Below are 14986 nucleotides of genomic sequence, written 5' to 3'. Positions count from 1 at the left end.
CGTGGTCCCTCCTCCTGCTGGGGCCGCGGGCGGGCCGCCCGCCGCGCGGGTGTGGCCCCCGGCCGTCCCCGGGCGCGGCGGGCCGCCGCCGCGGTGCCGGTCCGGACGGGGGCCGGGCGGCGGTCCGGGAAGGCGCCGCCCTGTCGGTGGCCCGCGGCGTCACGCCGCCCGGCGGAAGCGGGTCGTCCGGTGCACCGGGTCCGTGTCGATCTTGGGGATGACGTGCTCCCCCACCAGCTTGATCGTGCGCATCGTGTCCTCGAAGGGGACGCCCACCGGCAGCCCGAACGACAGCTGGTCGGCCCCCGCGGACTCCCAGCGCTTGCACTGCTTGAGCGCGTCGTCCGGGTCGCCGCAGATCATCAGCTCCTCGTCGAGGAGCATCTCGATGAGCTCCTCGGTGTACGTCGGCAGCAGCTCCGGCCACTGCGGGATGTACTCCGGGCGCGGGAAGGTGTCGTGGTAGCGGAAGACCAGCGACTGCAGGTAGTTGAGGTTGCTGCTCGCGGCGACACGGATCGCTTCCTTGCGGGTCTCGGCGACGATCGCGGTGGTCGTCACCATGACGTTGTCGTTGACGAAGTCCCCGATGGGCTCGGCGTCGCGCACCGCGGTCTTGTACTGCTCCAGCACCCACTCCATGTCGGAGACCTTCTGGACGCTGAAGCCCAGCACGCCCAGGCCCTTGCGGGCGGCCATGGCGTAGGAGGGCGGCGAGCCCGCGGCGTACCACATGGCCGGGTGCGACGTCCCGTACGGCTTGGGGAACACCTTGCGGGGCGGCAGGGACCAGTGCTTGCCCTGGAAGCCCGGGTACTCCTCGTTGAGCCACATCTTGGGGAACTCGCCGACGGTCTCCTCCCAGATCTCCTTGGTGGCGTTCATGTCCGTGACGCCGGGGAGGAAGCCGAGGATCTCGTGGCTGCCGGCGCCGCGGCCGGTGCCGAACTCGAAGCGCCCGTCCGAGAGGTGGTCGAGCATGGCGACCTTCTCCGCGACCTTCACCGGGTGGTTGACCTGCGGGAGCGGGTTGAAGATGCCCGACCCGAGGTGGATCCGCTCGGTGGCGTGGGTGAGGTAGCCGATGTAGACGTCGTTGGCGGACAGGTGCGAGTACTCCTCGAGGAAGTGGTGCTCGCTGAACCAGGCGTACTTGAAGCCCGACCGGTCCGCCTGCACGACGTACTCGGTCTCCTCCATCAGCGCGTGGTGCTCGGCCTGCGGGTCGACCTCCGAGCGGAACTTGGGCACATATCCCTGTACGAAGATCCCGAATTCCAAGGGGTTCACCGTCCCTAGCTTTTCTGACGGATCGTCAGATTCCCGCTCCGACTCTTCCACCGGCGGCGGGGGAGGTCAATACCCGATCGCCGTCAGAAGAGCGAGACCCCGGCCAGCCAGCCGCCGTCGATGACGAACGGCTGCCCGGTGACGTACGAGGAGTCGTCACTGGTCAGGAAGAGCGCGAGCCGGGCGACCTCCTCCGGGCGCCCGATCCGGGCGAGCGGCACGAGATTGCCGTACAGCTGGTCCAGGGCCTCCGCGGGCACGCCCTCCCCGGGGTTGGACATGGGGGTGTCGATCGCACCCGGGCACATCGCGTTGACCCGGATGCCCTTGGGCGCCAGCTCCAAGGCGGCCACCCGCGTCATGCCGACGACGGCCGCCTTGGTCGCGGCGTACGAGGTCACCCCGGCCATGCCGGCCAGCGCCACGTAGGAGGCGGTGTTCACGATGGTGCCGCCGCCGGCCGCCGCGAGCAGCGGGGCCACGGTGCGCATCCCCAGGAAGGCACCGACTTGGTTGACCAGGACGACCTCCTGGAACTCCGCGAGCGGGGTGTCGACGAGTTCGTTGAAGCGCAGGATGCCGGCGTTGTTGACCAGCCCGTCCAGCCGCCCGAAGGCCTCGGTGGCGACGTCCAGGGCCGCGGCCCAGTCCGCCTCGCTCGTCACGTCCAGGTGGACGTAGCGCGCCCGGTCGCCGCCGATCCCCTCCGCCACGGCGGCACCCCGCTCGTCCAGCACGTCCCCGAGGACGACCCGCGCCCCCTCCGCCGCGAAGAGCAGCGCCTCCTGCTCGCCCTGCCCACGCGCCGCGCCGGTGATCAGCACGACCCGGCCGTCCAGCTTGCCCATGTCCGTCACTCCCTACGCGTCGAGGTGCGGCGCCACGCCGTCGGCGAACGCCTCCATCTGGTCGAGCAGTTCCGCCGCTCCCCGGACGCGGAACCTCACCTGGATCTGGTCCACCCCCATCGCGCCGTACTCCCGCAGCGACTCGGCCACCGCCTGCGGCTTCCCGGTCAGCGTGCGCCGCCCCACCGGCCACCCCGGCTCGCCGACGTACAACGGCTCCGCGATCACCCCGATGGTGATCGGCGTCCCGCCGCGCAGTTCCCGCAGCCGGGCGATCTGCGCTGGCATGGCCTTCCGGGAGTCCCCCTGGGGCAGCCAGCCGTCGCCCTTGAGCGCCGCGCGCCGCACCGCCGCGGGCGACGACCCCCCGACCCACACCGGGACCGGGCGCTGCACCGGCTCCGGCTTCTGCTCCCCCGCCGCGAAGTGCGCCCGCACCGCGTCGATCGCCTCGTCCAGCAGGGGCCCGCGCCGCTCGAAGTCCACCCCGAGGGCCTCGAACTCCTCCCGGACGTGCCCGGCCCCGACCCCGAGGATCAGCCGGCCGCCGCAGAGGTGGTCCAGCGTCGCGTACTGCTTGGCGGTCAACAGCGGATGCCGCAGTCCGATCACCGCGACGTGGCTCAGCAGCCGCACCCGCGTCGTCACGGCGGCCAGGAAGGCCAGCGTGGCGACCGGGTCGTACCAGGTGGGGCTCATCGCGGGGGCGAGCCGGGGCGGGATCGCCACGTGGTCGCAGCACCCGATGTACGCGAAGCCGAGCCGGTCCGCCGCCCGCGCGACGTCCACCAGGTCGCCCGGCGGCGCCGCGGCCTCCCACGGCTCCGCGTAGAGGGTGCTGAGCGATTGCACCGGCAGCTGCATGCCGTACGCGGTCTTGGTCATGCCGCCATGGTCGGACCTGACGGTCCGTCAGACAAGGGGTCGGGCCGGGCCGGCGCCGGCGCCGGTCAGCGCGCGGCGAACCCGTCGAAGGGCGCGCCGATGCCGAACGCCGACAGCCGCGGGCCGTCGGCGTCCTCCCGGATGACGGGAGAAGCCCACCAGGCGCCGCGCACCGTGCGCGACGCGGCCGCCGACAGCAGGCGGGACCTCCTCAGCCGGCGGCCCCGCCCTGCCCGGACCACAAACCTTCCAGGGTCAGCCCCAGCAGCTCGATCGCGTTGCCGCGTACGATCCGCTCGACGACGTCCGGGGCGAGGTGCCCCATCTGGGCCTCGCCGACCTCACGGGACTTGGGCCAGGTCGAGTCGGAGTGCGGGTAGTCGGTCTCGTACAGGACGTTGCCGACACCGATCGCGTCGATGTTGCGCAGGCCCACCGCGTCGTCGAAGAAGCACCCGTATATGTGCTCCCGGAACAGCTCCGAGGGCGGCCGCAGCACCTTGTCGGCCACGCCGCCCCAGCCCCGGTTCTCCTCCCAGACGACGTCGGCGCGCTCCAGGATGTACGGGATCCAGCCGATCTGGCCTTCCGCGTACATGATCCGCAAGGAGGGGAAGCGGTCGAAGATCCCCGACATCAGCCAGTCGACCATGGAGAAGCAGCAGTTGGCGAAGGTGATCGTGGAGCCGACCGCGGGCGGCGCGTCGGCGGAGGTGGACGGCATGCGCGAGGAGGAGCCGATGTGCATCGCGATGACGGTGCCGGTCTCGTCGCAGGCACGCAGGAAGGGGTCCCACGCGTCGGTGTGCACGGACGGCAGCCCCAGGTGCGGCGGGATCTCGGAGAAGCAGACCGCCCGCACCCCGCGCTCGGCGTTGCGGCGCACCTCCGCGGCGGCCAGATCCGCGTCCCACAACGGGATGAGGGTGAGCGGGATCAGCCGGCCCCCGGCCTGCGGGCCGCACCACTCCTCGACCATCCAGTCGTTGTAGGCGCGCACGCACAGCAACCCCAGTTCCCGGTCCTTGGCCTCGGTGAACGTCTGGCCGCAGAACCGCGGGAAGGTGGGGAAGCACAGGGCGGACTGCACGTGGTTGACGTCCATGTCCGCCAGCCGCTCGGGGACGCTGTAGGAACCGGGGCGCATCTGCTCGTAGGTGATCGCCTCCAGCCGCACCTCGTCCCTGCTGTACCCGACGGCGGTGTCCAGCCGGGTCAGGGGGCGCCGCAGGTCCTCGTAGACCCACCAGTCGGCGACGGGACCCTCGTCACCCGGCTCACCCATGCGCGGGGTGAACCTGCCCCCGACGAAGGTCATCGACCTCAGGGGCGCGCGCACGATGCGCGGCGCGCTGTCCCGGTACGCCGACGGGAGCCGGTCCCGCCAGACGCCGGGGGGCTCGACCGTGTGGTCGTCCACCGAAATGATCCTCGGGAAGGTCTCCATGGGCTCACGGTAGCGCGAATCTGACGGGTCGTCAGTAGGTCTGTGGGCGGCCCGTCTTTGTGTGCGGCGCCGTTGTGGTTGCGCTTTGGGGTTTCCCCCGCCGCCCGCCCTCCCCCAGCCTTCGGCCGGGGGGGACCCCCATCCGGCGCGGTCAGTGCGGGCCTGCGCTCTGTTGGGTTGGGGTCGGGGCCGCGCCGGGCAATCGGGCGGGAGGGCGGGGATGCCCGCCGCAGGCGCAACGCACCCGCACACACCCACCGGGCAGCCCGGCGCAGCCGGCCGCAGGCGCAAACAACCCGCACACGACAACCGCCCGCAACGGGACCCGCGGTCACGCCACCCCGCCGCCCGGCGCAAGCAGAAGCATGCGCCACACCGCGTCCTCCAACCCGTGCACGGAGGCGATCCACCCCAGGCTGTCCTCCGGGGTCCCCCGGCCCGCCGCGACCGCCAGCTCACCCACCGCGTCCGCGAGGTCGCCGTGCCGCAGCGCGGGTTCCATGCGGCCCCCGCCCAGCCCGTCGGCGACGTACCGCTCGTAGCCGGGCGCCGTGCGCAGGACGCCGACCGGGCGCCACTCCTGCGCCAGGCGGTCGACCGGCTCACCGCCCACCCGGCGCCCGTCGGCCTCCACGACCTGGGTGCGCGAGCGGTCCACCGAGAGCGCGGTCCACGCGTCGGCACCGGTGAGCACCATCGCGGGGCGGCAGCGGTCGACGGCCTCCGCGACCGTCCCCGCCCCGTCCGGGCCGCCGCCGACCAGCGGCACCGCCGCCATCCCGGCGTACAGGCAGCCGTAAAACGCCCCGGCGAGGTCCGCGCCCTGCGGATAGGCGAGCAGCACCCGGCTGCCCGGCGGCACCAGCCGTCCCAGCCGCGCCGCGACCGCGCGGGCACGGCGGTCCAGCGCGGCGTAGTCGCAGTCGTACGGCGCGTACGGTCGCCCCTCCGGATGCCGGACGGCCCGGCGGCGCAAGGCGGGACCGGGCAGCCGGTACACCGAGGGCGCCGGCGCACCGCCGCTGCGGCTCCGCGGTCCGCTCACGGCCTGCGGCACACAACGCGAGCACATGGGCGGCTCCCCACCTCCGCGGACGGAACACCCGTCAGACCGACGGCATATGCCCGCACTTCACATGAAACTGGACCGAACATTCCCCGCTACTCCCTGGAACGCCCCTCCCGAAAGCCACCCATAGGTGACCGCGTACAGGTTGAGGCGGCAAACTGGCACAAGCGGCGGAACCGATCGGGATGGTCCCGCCGTCCGTGAAGACTGTTCCGGCTCGTGATGAACGATCGATATACGCGCTCGTCGCGAAGGTACGGCGGCACCTGGGGGCAGGCATGGCAAGCGGTAAGGACCACGGCGGAGCGCTGCGCTTCGCGGTCCTCGGCCCGGTGCGGGCCTGGCGCGGCACGGAGCCGATCTCCGCCGGGTCGCCACAGCAGAAGGCGCTGCTCGGCGCGCTGCTGCTGCGTGGCGGCCGCACGGCCACCGCGCAGGAACTGCTGGACGCCGTCTGGGGCGAGGACCCACCGCCCACCGCGCTGGCGGCGCTGCGCAGTTACGCCTTCCGCCTCCGCAAGGCCCTCGGCGCCGACGCCCTGGCCACCGTCGACGGCGGCTACGTGCTGCACCCGGGCGACGGCTTCGACCTCGTCCTCGCCGAACGGCACCAGGCCGCGGCCGAGAAGGCCCGCGCGGCGGGCGACCTGGCCACCGCCCGCGAGGAACTGCGCGGCGCGCTGGCCCTCTTCGACGGCGAGCCCCTGGCCGGGCTCCCCGGCCCGTACGCCGAGACCCAGCGCACCCGCCTGCTGGAATGGCGGCTGCAGCTCACCGAGAGCTGCCTCGACCTGGACCTGCAGGCCGGCTGCCACGCCGAGGCCGTCTCCGAACTCACCGTCCTGTCGGCGGAGCACCCGCTGCGCGAACGACCGCGTGCCCTGCTGATGCTCGCGCTGTACCGCAGCGGGCGGCAGGCCGAGGCGCTGGGCGTCTACGCCGACACCCGCCGCCTCCTCGACGACGAGCTGGGCGTCGACCCGGGCGCCGAGCTCACCGAGCTGCACCAGCGCGTGCTGGAGGCCGACCCGTCGCTGCTGCCGCCGCCCGTCCCGCAGGCCGAGGCGGTCGCCGAGCCGGTGCGGCCGGCCCAGCTGCCCGCCACCGTGGCCGACTTCACCGGCCGGGACGCCTTCGTCCGCGAGCTCGCCGAACGCCTGGGCGCGGCCTCGGTGGACGGCGGGGTCATGTCGGTCTCCGCCGTCGCCGGCATCGGCGGCGTCGGCAAGACGACCCTCGCCGTCCACGTCGCCCACGCCGTCGCGGGCACCTTCCCCGACGGCCAGCTCTACGTGGACCTCCAGGGCACCGACGCCCGGCCCGCCGAACCGGAGACGGTGCTCGCCTCCTTCCTGCGCTCCCTCGGCGTCACCGACTCCGCGATACCCGAGTCCCTCGCCGACCGCGCCGCGCTCTACCGATCCACCCTCGCGGGCCGCCGGATCCTGGCCCTGCTGGACAACGCCCACGACGCCGCCCAGGTCCGCCACCTCCTGCCGGGCACTCCCGGCTGCGCCGCGCTGATCACCAGCCGGGTCCGCATGGTCGACCTGGCCGGGGCCCACCTGGTCGACCTCGACGTCATGAGCCCGGAAGAGGCCCTGCTGCTCTTCACCCGCATCGTCGGGGAGGAGCGCGTCGCCGCCGAACGTCAGGCCGCCCTCGACGTCGTCGCCGCCTGCGGCTTCCTGCCGCTCGCCATCCGCATCGCCGCCTCCCGCCTGGCCACCCGCCGCACCTGGACGGTCGCCTTCCTCGCCCGCAAGCTCAGCGACGAACGCCGCCGCCTGGACGAGCTCAAGGCCGGCGACCTCGCCGTCAAGGCCACCTTCGAACTCGGCTACGGCCAGCTCACCGCGCAGCAGGCCCGCGCCTTCCGCCTGCTGGCCCTCGCTGACGGCCCGGACATCTCCCTGGAGGCGGCGGCGGCCGTCCTCGACCTGGACGTCTACGACGCCGAGGAACTGCTGGAGACTCTGGTCGACATCAGCCTGATCGAGTCCGCCGCACCCGCCCGCTACCGCTACCACGACCTGGTCCGCCTGTACGCCCGCGACTGCGCCGAGCGCCACGAGGGGGAGGACGCCCGCTGCGCCGCCGTGTCCCGGCTGCTGGACTTCTACCTCGCGTCGGCAATGTGCGCCTACGAGCTGGAGAACCCCGGCGACCGCCTGCTCGCGCACCTCGCCCCCGTGGGCCGCGGGGGACTGCCGTTCGGCTCCCGCGAGGAGGGCCTGGACTGGCTGTTCACCGAGGCGCCCAGTCTCGTCGCCGCCGTCCGGCAGGCTGCCGCCGGGGGTTGCGAGGGCCCGATGCGGCGGGCCGTCGACCTGTTGCTCGTGAGCCAGGACCTGATGGAGTCCGGGATCTACGCGCGCCAATACGAGCAGGCGACGCGCGCCCTCGTCGCGACGGCCGACGCTTGCGGTGAACCGCTCGTGGAGGGCCGGGCCCGCGTGCTGCTGGGCCAGCAGTACATCCTGGCCGGACAGTTGGAGGAGGCCGACCGGGAGGCCGAACGCAGCCTCGTGCTGGGGCGGGCCGTGGGCGACGCTCTGACCAGTAGTTACGCCCCCAATCTGCGCGGGATGGTGGCCCTCGCGTGGCGGCGCTTCCAGGACTGCGCGGACCACCACTCCCAGGCACTGGAGGCCTTCGTGGCCGACGGCAACCGGCACGGCGGCGCCGCCGCGCTGAGCAACCTGTCCCGCGCGCAGATCGAACTCGGGGACGTCTCCGCCGCCGTGGCCTCGGCGGAGCGGGCCCTGTCGATCTACCGTGACCTGCGGGCCGGATTCCGCCTCGGCAACGGGCTGTACGCACTCGCCATCGCGCTGACGGCGGCCGGCCGCCGCGAGGAGGCCCTGGCGGCGCTCTCCGAGGCGCTCCCCGCTTTCAGGGCGGCCCGGCAGCGCTTCTGGGAGGCCATGTCCCTCTTCCGCATGGCGGAGGTGCACCTGTCCTCCGGCGCCCACCGCCAATCGGCGGCGCTGGCCGAGCAGTCGCTGAACGCGCTGCGCGACCTCGGGGGCGAGCTCTACCGCGCGAAGGTGCTCACCGTCCTCGGTCGCGCCCTCGCGGGGGCGGGCCAGGTGGACCGTGCCCGCGCCTGCTGGCGGGACGCCCTGGCGGCCTTCGTCACGCTGGGTTCCCCCGACGCCGACGAGGTACGGAGCCTGCTGCACGGTCCGGCCGCCCCGGCGATCGCCGTGTAGCGGTTCCGCACCACGCAACACCGCTGATACAGGACATCAACAGTTCCGTTTATCGGTTGATTATCGACGCCTGCCACGATTCCATCACTGCAAGAGCTGCCCGCCTGGTAGCGCACGGGGGTCGTTGCCAGGCGGGCTTCGTATCGGCCCAGTTCCACCCACAGGGGAGGCACCATGAGCGAGACGGCACCCGAGTCCGGCTCCACCGTCGAGGAAGAACCGGAAGTCGTCGAGACCGAAGAGACCGAGGAGCCCAAGGTCAAGGGCGACGACACCACGGTCAAGCCCGACAACTGGCACTCGCCCTGACCGGCGCCTGACACGGGGACGGCCGGCCCGAGGGGGGCACGGGGACAGCACGACGGGGGCACGGGGGACAGCACGGCCTGGGGGCGCGCCAAGGGGGGAGCGCCTCCGAGGGGGGAACGGCACGAAGGATCCACGGACCGACTGCGGCGCGGAGGGGGCGCCGCAGTCGGTCTTTGTCATGCCCCGGATCGCATCGAAGTCCACCGGCGCACGACACGTGCGGACCCGTGGGTCCGACACGGTAGGTTCCCGGCGCAGTCGACCCGGCACCCGGCTTCTCCTCCGGAGGTCGTCCATGAAGTTCGTACGCAAGGCCGCCGTCGTCCTCGCCGCCGTCGCGGCCGGGCTCCTCGCCGCCGCGCTCCCGGCCGCCGCCGCGGGCGGCGTGGACGACTGGCACCAGACGATCGTCTCGCCCGACAACTTCCACGCCCCCTGACAGCCGGGCACGCTCCTCATCGTCCCCGTCCCCGCAACCGCGTCTTGAGCACCTTCCCGCTCGCATTGCGCGGCAGTTCCGCCAGGAACTCGACCTCGCGCGGCACCTTGTAGTTGGCCATCTCCCGCCGGGACCAGGCGATCAGGTCGTCCGCGGTGACCACGGCCCCGTCCCGGCGCACGACGTACGCGCGGCCGACCTCGCCGAGCCGCGGGTCGGGGACGCCCACCACCGCCGCCTCCACCACGTCGGGGTGGCGGGCGAGCGCCTGCTCGATCTCCGCGGGGTACGCGTTGAACCCGCCGACGATGAACATGTCCTTGATGCGGTCGGTGATGCGCAGGTTGCCGTCGGCGTCCATCACGCCCACGTCCCCCGTGTGCAGCCAGCCGTCCGCGTCGACGGCCTCGGCCGTGGCCCCGGGGTCCTCCCAGTAGCCGGACATGACGTGGTAGCCGCGCACCAGGACCTCGCCGGGGCGGCCCGGCCCCTCGGAGAGCACCCGCACCTCCGTGTCGGGGATGGCCCGTCCGGAGGTCGCGGCCACCACCTCCGCGGGGTCGCCGCGCCGGCACATCGTCACAGTGCCGCTCGCCTCCGTCAGCCCGTAGGCGGTCAGCACCGTGGCGATCTTCAGCTCGCTGCGCAGCCGTTCCACCAGTTGCAGCGGGATCACGGACGCGCCCGTCACGACCAGCCGCAGCGAGCTCAGGTCGTGCTGGGCCCGTTCGGGGTGGTCGAGGACCGACTGGTGGAGGGTGGGCGGCCCCGGCAGCACGGTGACGCGTTCGGCGGCGATGTTGGCCAGGACGGTGCCCACGTCGAACACCGGCTGCGGGACCATCGTCGCGCCGCGCATCAGGCACGCGATGATCCCGGCCTTGTAGCCGAAGGTGTGGAAGAACGGGTTGACGATCAGGTAGCGGTCGCCCTCCTCCAGCCCGGCCAGGTCCGCCCAGACGTCGTAGACGCGCAGGGTCTGGGCGTGGGTGACCACCGCGCCCTTGGGGTGGCCGGTCGTCCCGGAGGTGAAGGTGATGTCCGAGGGCGCGGAGCCGTCGATCGCGTCGGAACGGGCCCGTACCGCCGCACCGGTGACGGGGGCGCCCGCGGCCAGGAAGTCCTTCCAGCGCCGGTAGCCGTGGCCTTCCGGCGCCGCGTCGGAGAGGACGACGACCTGTTCCAGGTCCGGCAGCGGGTGCTCCTGCGTCGCGCGCCGCAGCGAGGCGACGTAGGAGGTGCCGAGGAAGGTGCCCGTGACGAAGAGCAGCCGGGCGCGGGTGCGGCGCAGCACGTAGGCCGCCTCCGCGCCCTTGAAGCGGGTGTTGAGCGGGACGAGCACCCCGCCGGCGGTGACCGACCCCAGGGCGGCGGTGATCCAGTCGAGCGTGTTGGGGGCCCAGACGGCGACCCGGTCCCCCGGGGCGATCCCGGAGGCGACGGCCGCCGCGGCGGCGCGCTCGACCCGGGCACCGAGTTCCGCGTACGTGACGCGGGTCCGGCCGTCCACGACCGCCTCGCGCTCCCCCCAGCGTCGCGCGGCCTCCCGTACGAGCCGTGGGACGCTGCCCCACTCCAGGTCACCGCGCATGCGCCGAGCACCTCCCCATGAGCTGACTATGCGTCAGATTAGCGATAGCCTGATGGAATGTCAGCATTGAAGGACGCCACCGCGATCGTCGGCATAGGCGCGACCCCCTTCGCCAAGCACCTCCCCGAGTCGGAGAAGTCCCTCGCCTGCCGCGCCATCCTTGCGGCGCTCGACGACGCCGGGATCGAGCCGCGCGAGGTCGACGGCCTCGCGTCGTACACCATGGAGGAGACCGACGAGGTCGAGCTGGCGAAGGCCGTCGGCCTCGGCGACCTCACCTTCTTCTCCAAGGCAGGCTTCGGCGGCGGCGGTTCCTGCGCCACCGTCGCCCACCTCGCCGCCGCCGTCTCCACCGGCCAGGCCACCGTGGGCGTCGCCTGGCGGTCCCGCAAGCGCGGCAGCGGCCCGCGCCCGTGGACGAACACCACCGTCCAACTACCCACCCCCGCCCAGTGGACCCGGCCCTTCGGCCTGCTGCGGCCCGCCGACGAGATCGGCATGCTGACCCGCCGCTACCTGCACGAGTACGGCGCGACCCGCGACCACCTCTTCAACGTCGCCCTGGCCTGCCGTAACCGCGCCAACCAGAACCCGGCCGCGATCATGTACGAACGCCCGCTGACCCGCGAGATGTACATGACCTCGCGCTGGATCAGCGAGCCGCTCTGCCTCTACGACAACTGCCTGGAGACCGACGGCGCCCTGGCCTGCGTCGTGGTCTCCGCCGACCGCGCCCGCGACGCCCGGCAGCGCCCCGTCTACGTCCACTCCGTCGCCCAGGGCCTGCCGGCCCAGCACCACGGCATGGTCAACTACTGGACCGACGACCCCCTGACGGGCCCCGCCTGGACCGCCGCCCGCCACCTGTGGAAGCACGCCGACCTCACCCCGCAGGACATCGACGTCGCCCAGATCTACGACGCCTTCACCGCCCTGGTCCCGCTCTCCCTGGAGGGCTACGGCTTCTGCGCCCGCGGGGAGGGGGGCGCCTTCACCGAGGGCGGCGCCCTGGAGATCGGCGGCCGGCTGCCGCTGAACACCTCCGGGGGCGGGCTGAGCGAGGCGTACGTCCACGGCTTCAACCTCATCACCGAGGGCGTGCGGCAGTTGCGCGGCACCTCCACCGCCCAGGTGCCCGGCGCGCGGACCTGCCTGGTCACGGCGGGCGAGGGCGTCCCGACCTCCGCCCTGATCCTGAGGAGCTGACATGCTGAGCCCCGTCACCGACGACGACGGCGCCCCCTTCTGGGAGTACGCCCGCGCCGGCGAACTGCGCGTCCAGGCCTGCGCGGACTGCGGACGGCTGCGCTTCCCGCCCCGCCCGTGCTGCCCGTACTGCCACTCCTTCGCCTGCGAGTGGCGGCCGGTGAGCGGCCGCGGACGCGTCTGGTCGTACGTCGTCCCCCATCCCCCGCTGCTGTCCGGCTACGCCGAACAGGCCCCGTACAACGTGGTCCTCATCGAACTCGCCGAGGACCCCCGGATCCGGCTGGTGGGCAACCTGGTCACGGCACCGGACGCCCGGCTGGACTCCTTCGACCCCGCCCGCATCCGCATCGGTGCCCCCGTGAAGGCGGTCTTCCATGACGGCATCCCGCGCTGGCTTGCGCTGTGAGACGAAGGACGGCGTCGCCGTCGTCACCCTCGACCGGCCGGAACGGCACAACGCGCTCGACCTCGCCACGGCCGCCGGACTGAGCGCGCTCTGGCGGGAGTTCCGCGCCGGCGACGAGGTCCGCGCCGTCGTCCTCACCGGAGCAGGCGACCGTGCCTTCTGCACCGGCCTGGACCGCGCGGTGCAGGTCCCGCAGCCGCCCTCCCCCTACGCCCTCGACGACCCGCTGCTGACGGTCGGGCCCAAGGCCAACGACCTGTGGAAGCCCGTCATCGCCGCCGTCAACGGCATGGCCTGCGGCGGCGCCTTCTACCTGCTCGGCGAGTGCGAGTTCGTCATCGCCGCCGAGCACGCCACCTTCTTCGACCCGCATACCAGCTACGGCATGGTCAGCGCGTACGAGGCCATCGCCATGGCGCAGCGCATGCCCTACGGCGAGGTGATGCGCATGGCCCTGATGGGCACCGCGGAGCGGATCGGCGCCCGGCGGGCCCACGAGACCGGGCTGGTCTCGGAGGTCGTGCCCGGCCCGCTGCTGCTCGACGCGGCCCTGCGCGCGGCGGCGGTCGTGGCGGCCCACCCCACCGAGGCCGTGCAGGGCACCGTCCGCGCCGTCTGGTCGGCCCACGAGGCCGCGCGGGCCCAGGCCTTCGCGCACGCGCCGCACCTCATCGCCCTCGGCAACCTCCCGCCAGGCCACCAGGCCCGGCTGTTCGCGCACCGCACCCGGGAGCACCGGGTGCGGTGACGGTGTCCCGGGCCGCGGGCCGGTTCGGCGGACGCCGGGTGGCCGCGCGGTGCGGCCGGCGGTCATCGCGTTCCCGTGGCCGCCCTTGCTCCCGGACCCCGTCGGCGGCGCACCGTCACGTCGGAGGGCACGGGGGCGGGTCGTGGCGCGCGGTGGAGCCCACGTCGGCGCCGTCGCCGGAACGCGGTGAACGAGGGTCACCCCGACGCCCCTCGCGTGGCGCCGCGGCCCCCCGCCGCGTAAGTTGGCCGGCGGCGGCCGTCGTCAGCCCCTTCCGTGTGTGGCACGACGGCCGTCAGCCGGGTACGTCACGCGCGCCGGGTGGCCGCCTCGGTGCCCTTCACGGCGTTGAGGGCGTACACGCAGCGGTCCTTGCTGCTCGCGTAGACCACGCCTTCCGAGACGACCGGCGAACCGGTGATCTCCCCGCCGGTCTCCAGCTTCCAGCGCAACTGGCCGCCGCTCGCGTCGACCGTGTAGAGGCAGTGGTCCTTCGAGCCGAAGTGCACCCGCCCGTCGGCCACCACCGGGGAGCCGACGATCTCGCCCTGCGCGGCGAAGCGCCACTTCGGGGTGCCGGAGACCGCGTCGAGCGTGTACAGCGCGCCGCCCGCGCCCAGCATCACCGAGCCGCCCGCGACGAGCACCGGCTCCACGCTCTGCCGCTGCTCCGTCGCGACCCGCCAGCGGTCGCGCCCGTCCGCCGGGTCCAGGGCGTACACGGTGCCCAGGTAGTCGGCGACGTAGACGCCGCCGCCCGTGACACCCGGTCCCGGCACGTAGGCGGGCGGCGCGAACATCACCGCGGGGGCGTCGAAGCGCCACCGCTCGGCGCCGCTGCGGGCGTCCAGCGCCAGCACGCGGTTCCCCACGGTCACGTAGACCGCGCCGTCGGCGACGACCGGACGGGTCGGCATGGCGCCGCCCTCCCCGGTCGGGTACGACCAGTGCTCCGCGCCGCTCGTCGCGTCCAGGGCGTGCAGCCGGCCGCCGCCGTGGAAGTACACGACCCCGTCCACCACGCTCGGACCCGACTCGGGCGTCTCGAACTCCGTCTGCGCCCCGCCGCGTTCCCAGCGCAGCCGTCCGGCCGCGGCGTCCCAGACCTGCACGCCGCCGCCGCGGGTGCCGGTGACCACGGTCCCGGCGTCCGCACGGAGCGAGTAGATCCAGCCGTCCACACCGGTGCGCCAGTGCTCGGAGCCGTCCGCGGCGTCCAGCGCGTACAGGCTCGGCCCGTCGGAGCCGTGGATCCGGCCGCCCGAGACCGCCATCGTCCACGCCACGTCACGGGTCTTGAACTGCCGCCGCCCGGTGGCCACGTCCAGCGCGTGCACCTCGAAGGAGGTCACGTAGAGCCGTCCCGAGGACACGACCGGCGTGCCCCACACGTCGTTCGACATGCGGAACCGCCACGGCCGCCATTCACCCGGCGGGACCGCGGGCGCCTGCGGGGCGCCCTGGGCGTTGCCCTGGCCGGGCACCGCCGCCGGCGGACCCCCGGCCGCGCCGCCGCGGCCGGCCCAGCCG

13 protein-coding genes are annotated in these 14986 nt (G+C 73.6%); 6 read left to right on the top strand and 7 right to left on the bottom strand.

The window, feature by feature from the left end:
* Positions 1–159: 159 nt before the first annotated feature.
* The 5 genes from PV410_RS40420 to PV410_RS40400 form a co-directional block, all read right to left on the bottom strand.
* Positions 160–1281, bottom strand: a complete 1122-nt coding sequence (locus PV410_RS40420; protein ID WP_500331525.1) for an LLM class flavin-dependent oxidoreductase — start codon at positions 1279–1281, stop codon at positions 160–162.
* Positions 1282–1373: 92 nt separating this feature from the next.
* Positions 1374–2138 carry an SDR family NAD(P)-dependent oxidoreductase gene (locus PV410_RS40415; RefSeq protein WP_500331523.1) on the bottom strand — a complete coding sequence of 255 codons (765 nt, stop codon included), beginning with the start codon at positions 2136–2138 and terminating at the stop codon, positions 1374–1376.
* 12 nt (positions 2139–2150) lie between these two features.
* On the bottom strand, positions 2151–3023 hold the full coding sequence (locus PV410_RS40410) for a TIGR03619 family F420-dependent LLM class oxidoreductase (RefSeq protein WP_500331521.1): 873 nt from the start codon (positions 3021–3023) through the stop codon (positions 2151–2153).
* 211 nt (positions 3024–3234) lie between these two features.
* Entirely contained in the window at positions 3235–4470 is a 1236-nt protein-coding gene (locus tag PV410_RS40405) for an amidohydrolase family protein (RefSeq protein ID WP_500331520.1), read from the bottom strand.
* A gap of 331 nt (positions 4471–4801) precedes the next feature.
* Positions 4802–5515, bottom strand: a complete 714-nt coding sequence (locus PV410_RS40400; RefSeq protein WP_500331518.1) for an AMP-binding protein — start codon at positions 5513–5515, stop codon at positions 4802–4804.
* Positions 5516–5817: 302 nt separating this feature from the next.
* Between PV410_RS40400 and afsR the strand changes: the two genes are divergently transcribed.
* The 3 genes from afsR (at position 5818) to PV410_RS40385 (ending at position 9502) form a co-directional block, all read left to right on the top strand.
* The gene (gene afsR, locus PV410_RS40395) at positions 5818–8754 is read left to right on the top strand and encodes an SARP-family global regulator AfsR (protein WP_500331517.1); all 2937 of its coding nucleotides are present in this window, start codon (positions 5818–5820) and stop codon (positions 8752–8754) included.
* A 174-nt stretch (positions 8755–8928) separates the two neighbouring features.
* Positions 8929–9063: a hypothetical protein gene (locus PV410_RS40390; RefSeq protein ID WP_500331516.1), complete on the top strand. Its 135-nt coding sequence runs from the start codon at positions 8929–8931 to the stop codon at positions 9061–9063.
* A gap of 295 nt (positions 9064–9358) precedes the next feature.
* The gene (locus PV410_RS40385) at positions 9359–9502 is read left to right on the top strand and encodes a hypothetical protein (RefSeq protein WP_500331514.1); all 144 of its coding nucleotides are present in this window, start codon (positions 9359–9361) and stop codon (positions 9500–9502) included.
* 16 nt (positions 9503–9518) lie between these two features.
* On the opposite strand, the gene PV410_RS40380 is transcribed toward PV410_RS40385, so the two are convergent.
* A complete protein-coding gene (locus PV410_RS40380) occupies positions 9519–11093 on the bottom strand; it encodes a FadD3 family acyl-CoA ligase (RefSeq protein WP_500331512.1) in 1575 nt (524 codons plus the stop codon).
* Between the two features lie 57 nt (positions 11094–11150).
* On the opposite strand from PV410_RS40380, the gene PV410_RS40375 reads away from it, so the two are divergent.
* From PV410_RS40375 to PV410_RS40365, 3 genes are read left to right on the top strand one after another with little or no spacing between them, the layout of a single operon-like run.
* Entirely contained in the window at positions 11151–12299 is a 1149-nt protein-coding gene (locus PV410_RS40375) for a lipid-transfer protein (protein ID WP_500331510.1), read from the top strand.
* Between the two features lies 1 nt (position 12300).
* Positions 12301–12708 carry a Zn-ribbon domain-containing OB-fold protein gene (locus tag PV410_RS40370; RefSeq protein WP_500331508.1) on the top strand — a complete coding sequence of 136 codons (408 nt, stop codon included), beginning with the start codon at positions 12301–12303 and terminating at the stop codon, positions 12706–12708.
* Positions 12677–13456, top strand: a complete 780-nt coding sequence (locus PV410_RS40365; protein ID WP_500331506.1) for an enoyl-CoA hydratase/isomerase family protein — start codon at positions 12677–12679, stop codon at positions 13454–13456. The genes PV410_RS40370 and PV410_RS40365 overlap by 32 nt, the downstream gene beginning before the upstream one ends.
* Before the next feature lie 308 nt (positions 13457–13764).
* Here PV410_RS40365 and PV410_RS40360 read toward each other — a convergent pair.
* The coding region (locus PV410_RS40360; protein WP_500331504.1) for an outer membrane protein assembly factor BamB family protein at positions 13765–14986 on the bottom strand (1222 nt) is incomplete at its 5' end.

It is taken from the genome of Streptomyces sp. PA03-5A (assembly GCF_033792725.1).
GTDB lineage: Bacteria > Actinomycetota > Actinomycetes > Streptomycetales > Streptomycetaceae > Actinacidiphila.
The sequence above is the reverse complement of the archived record's forward strand: the minus strand, read 5'-3'. Positions and strand labels throughout refer to the sequence as shown.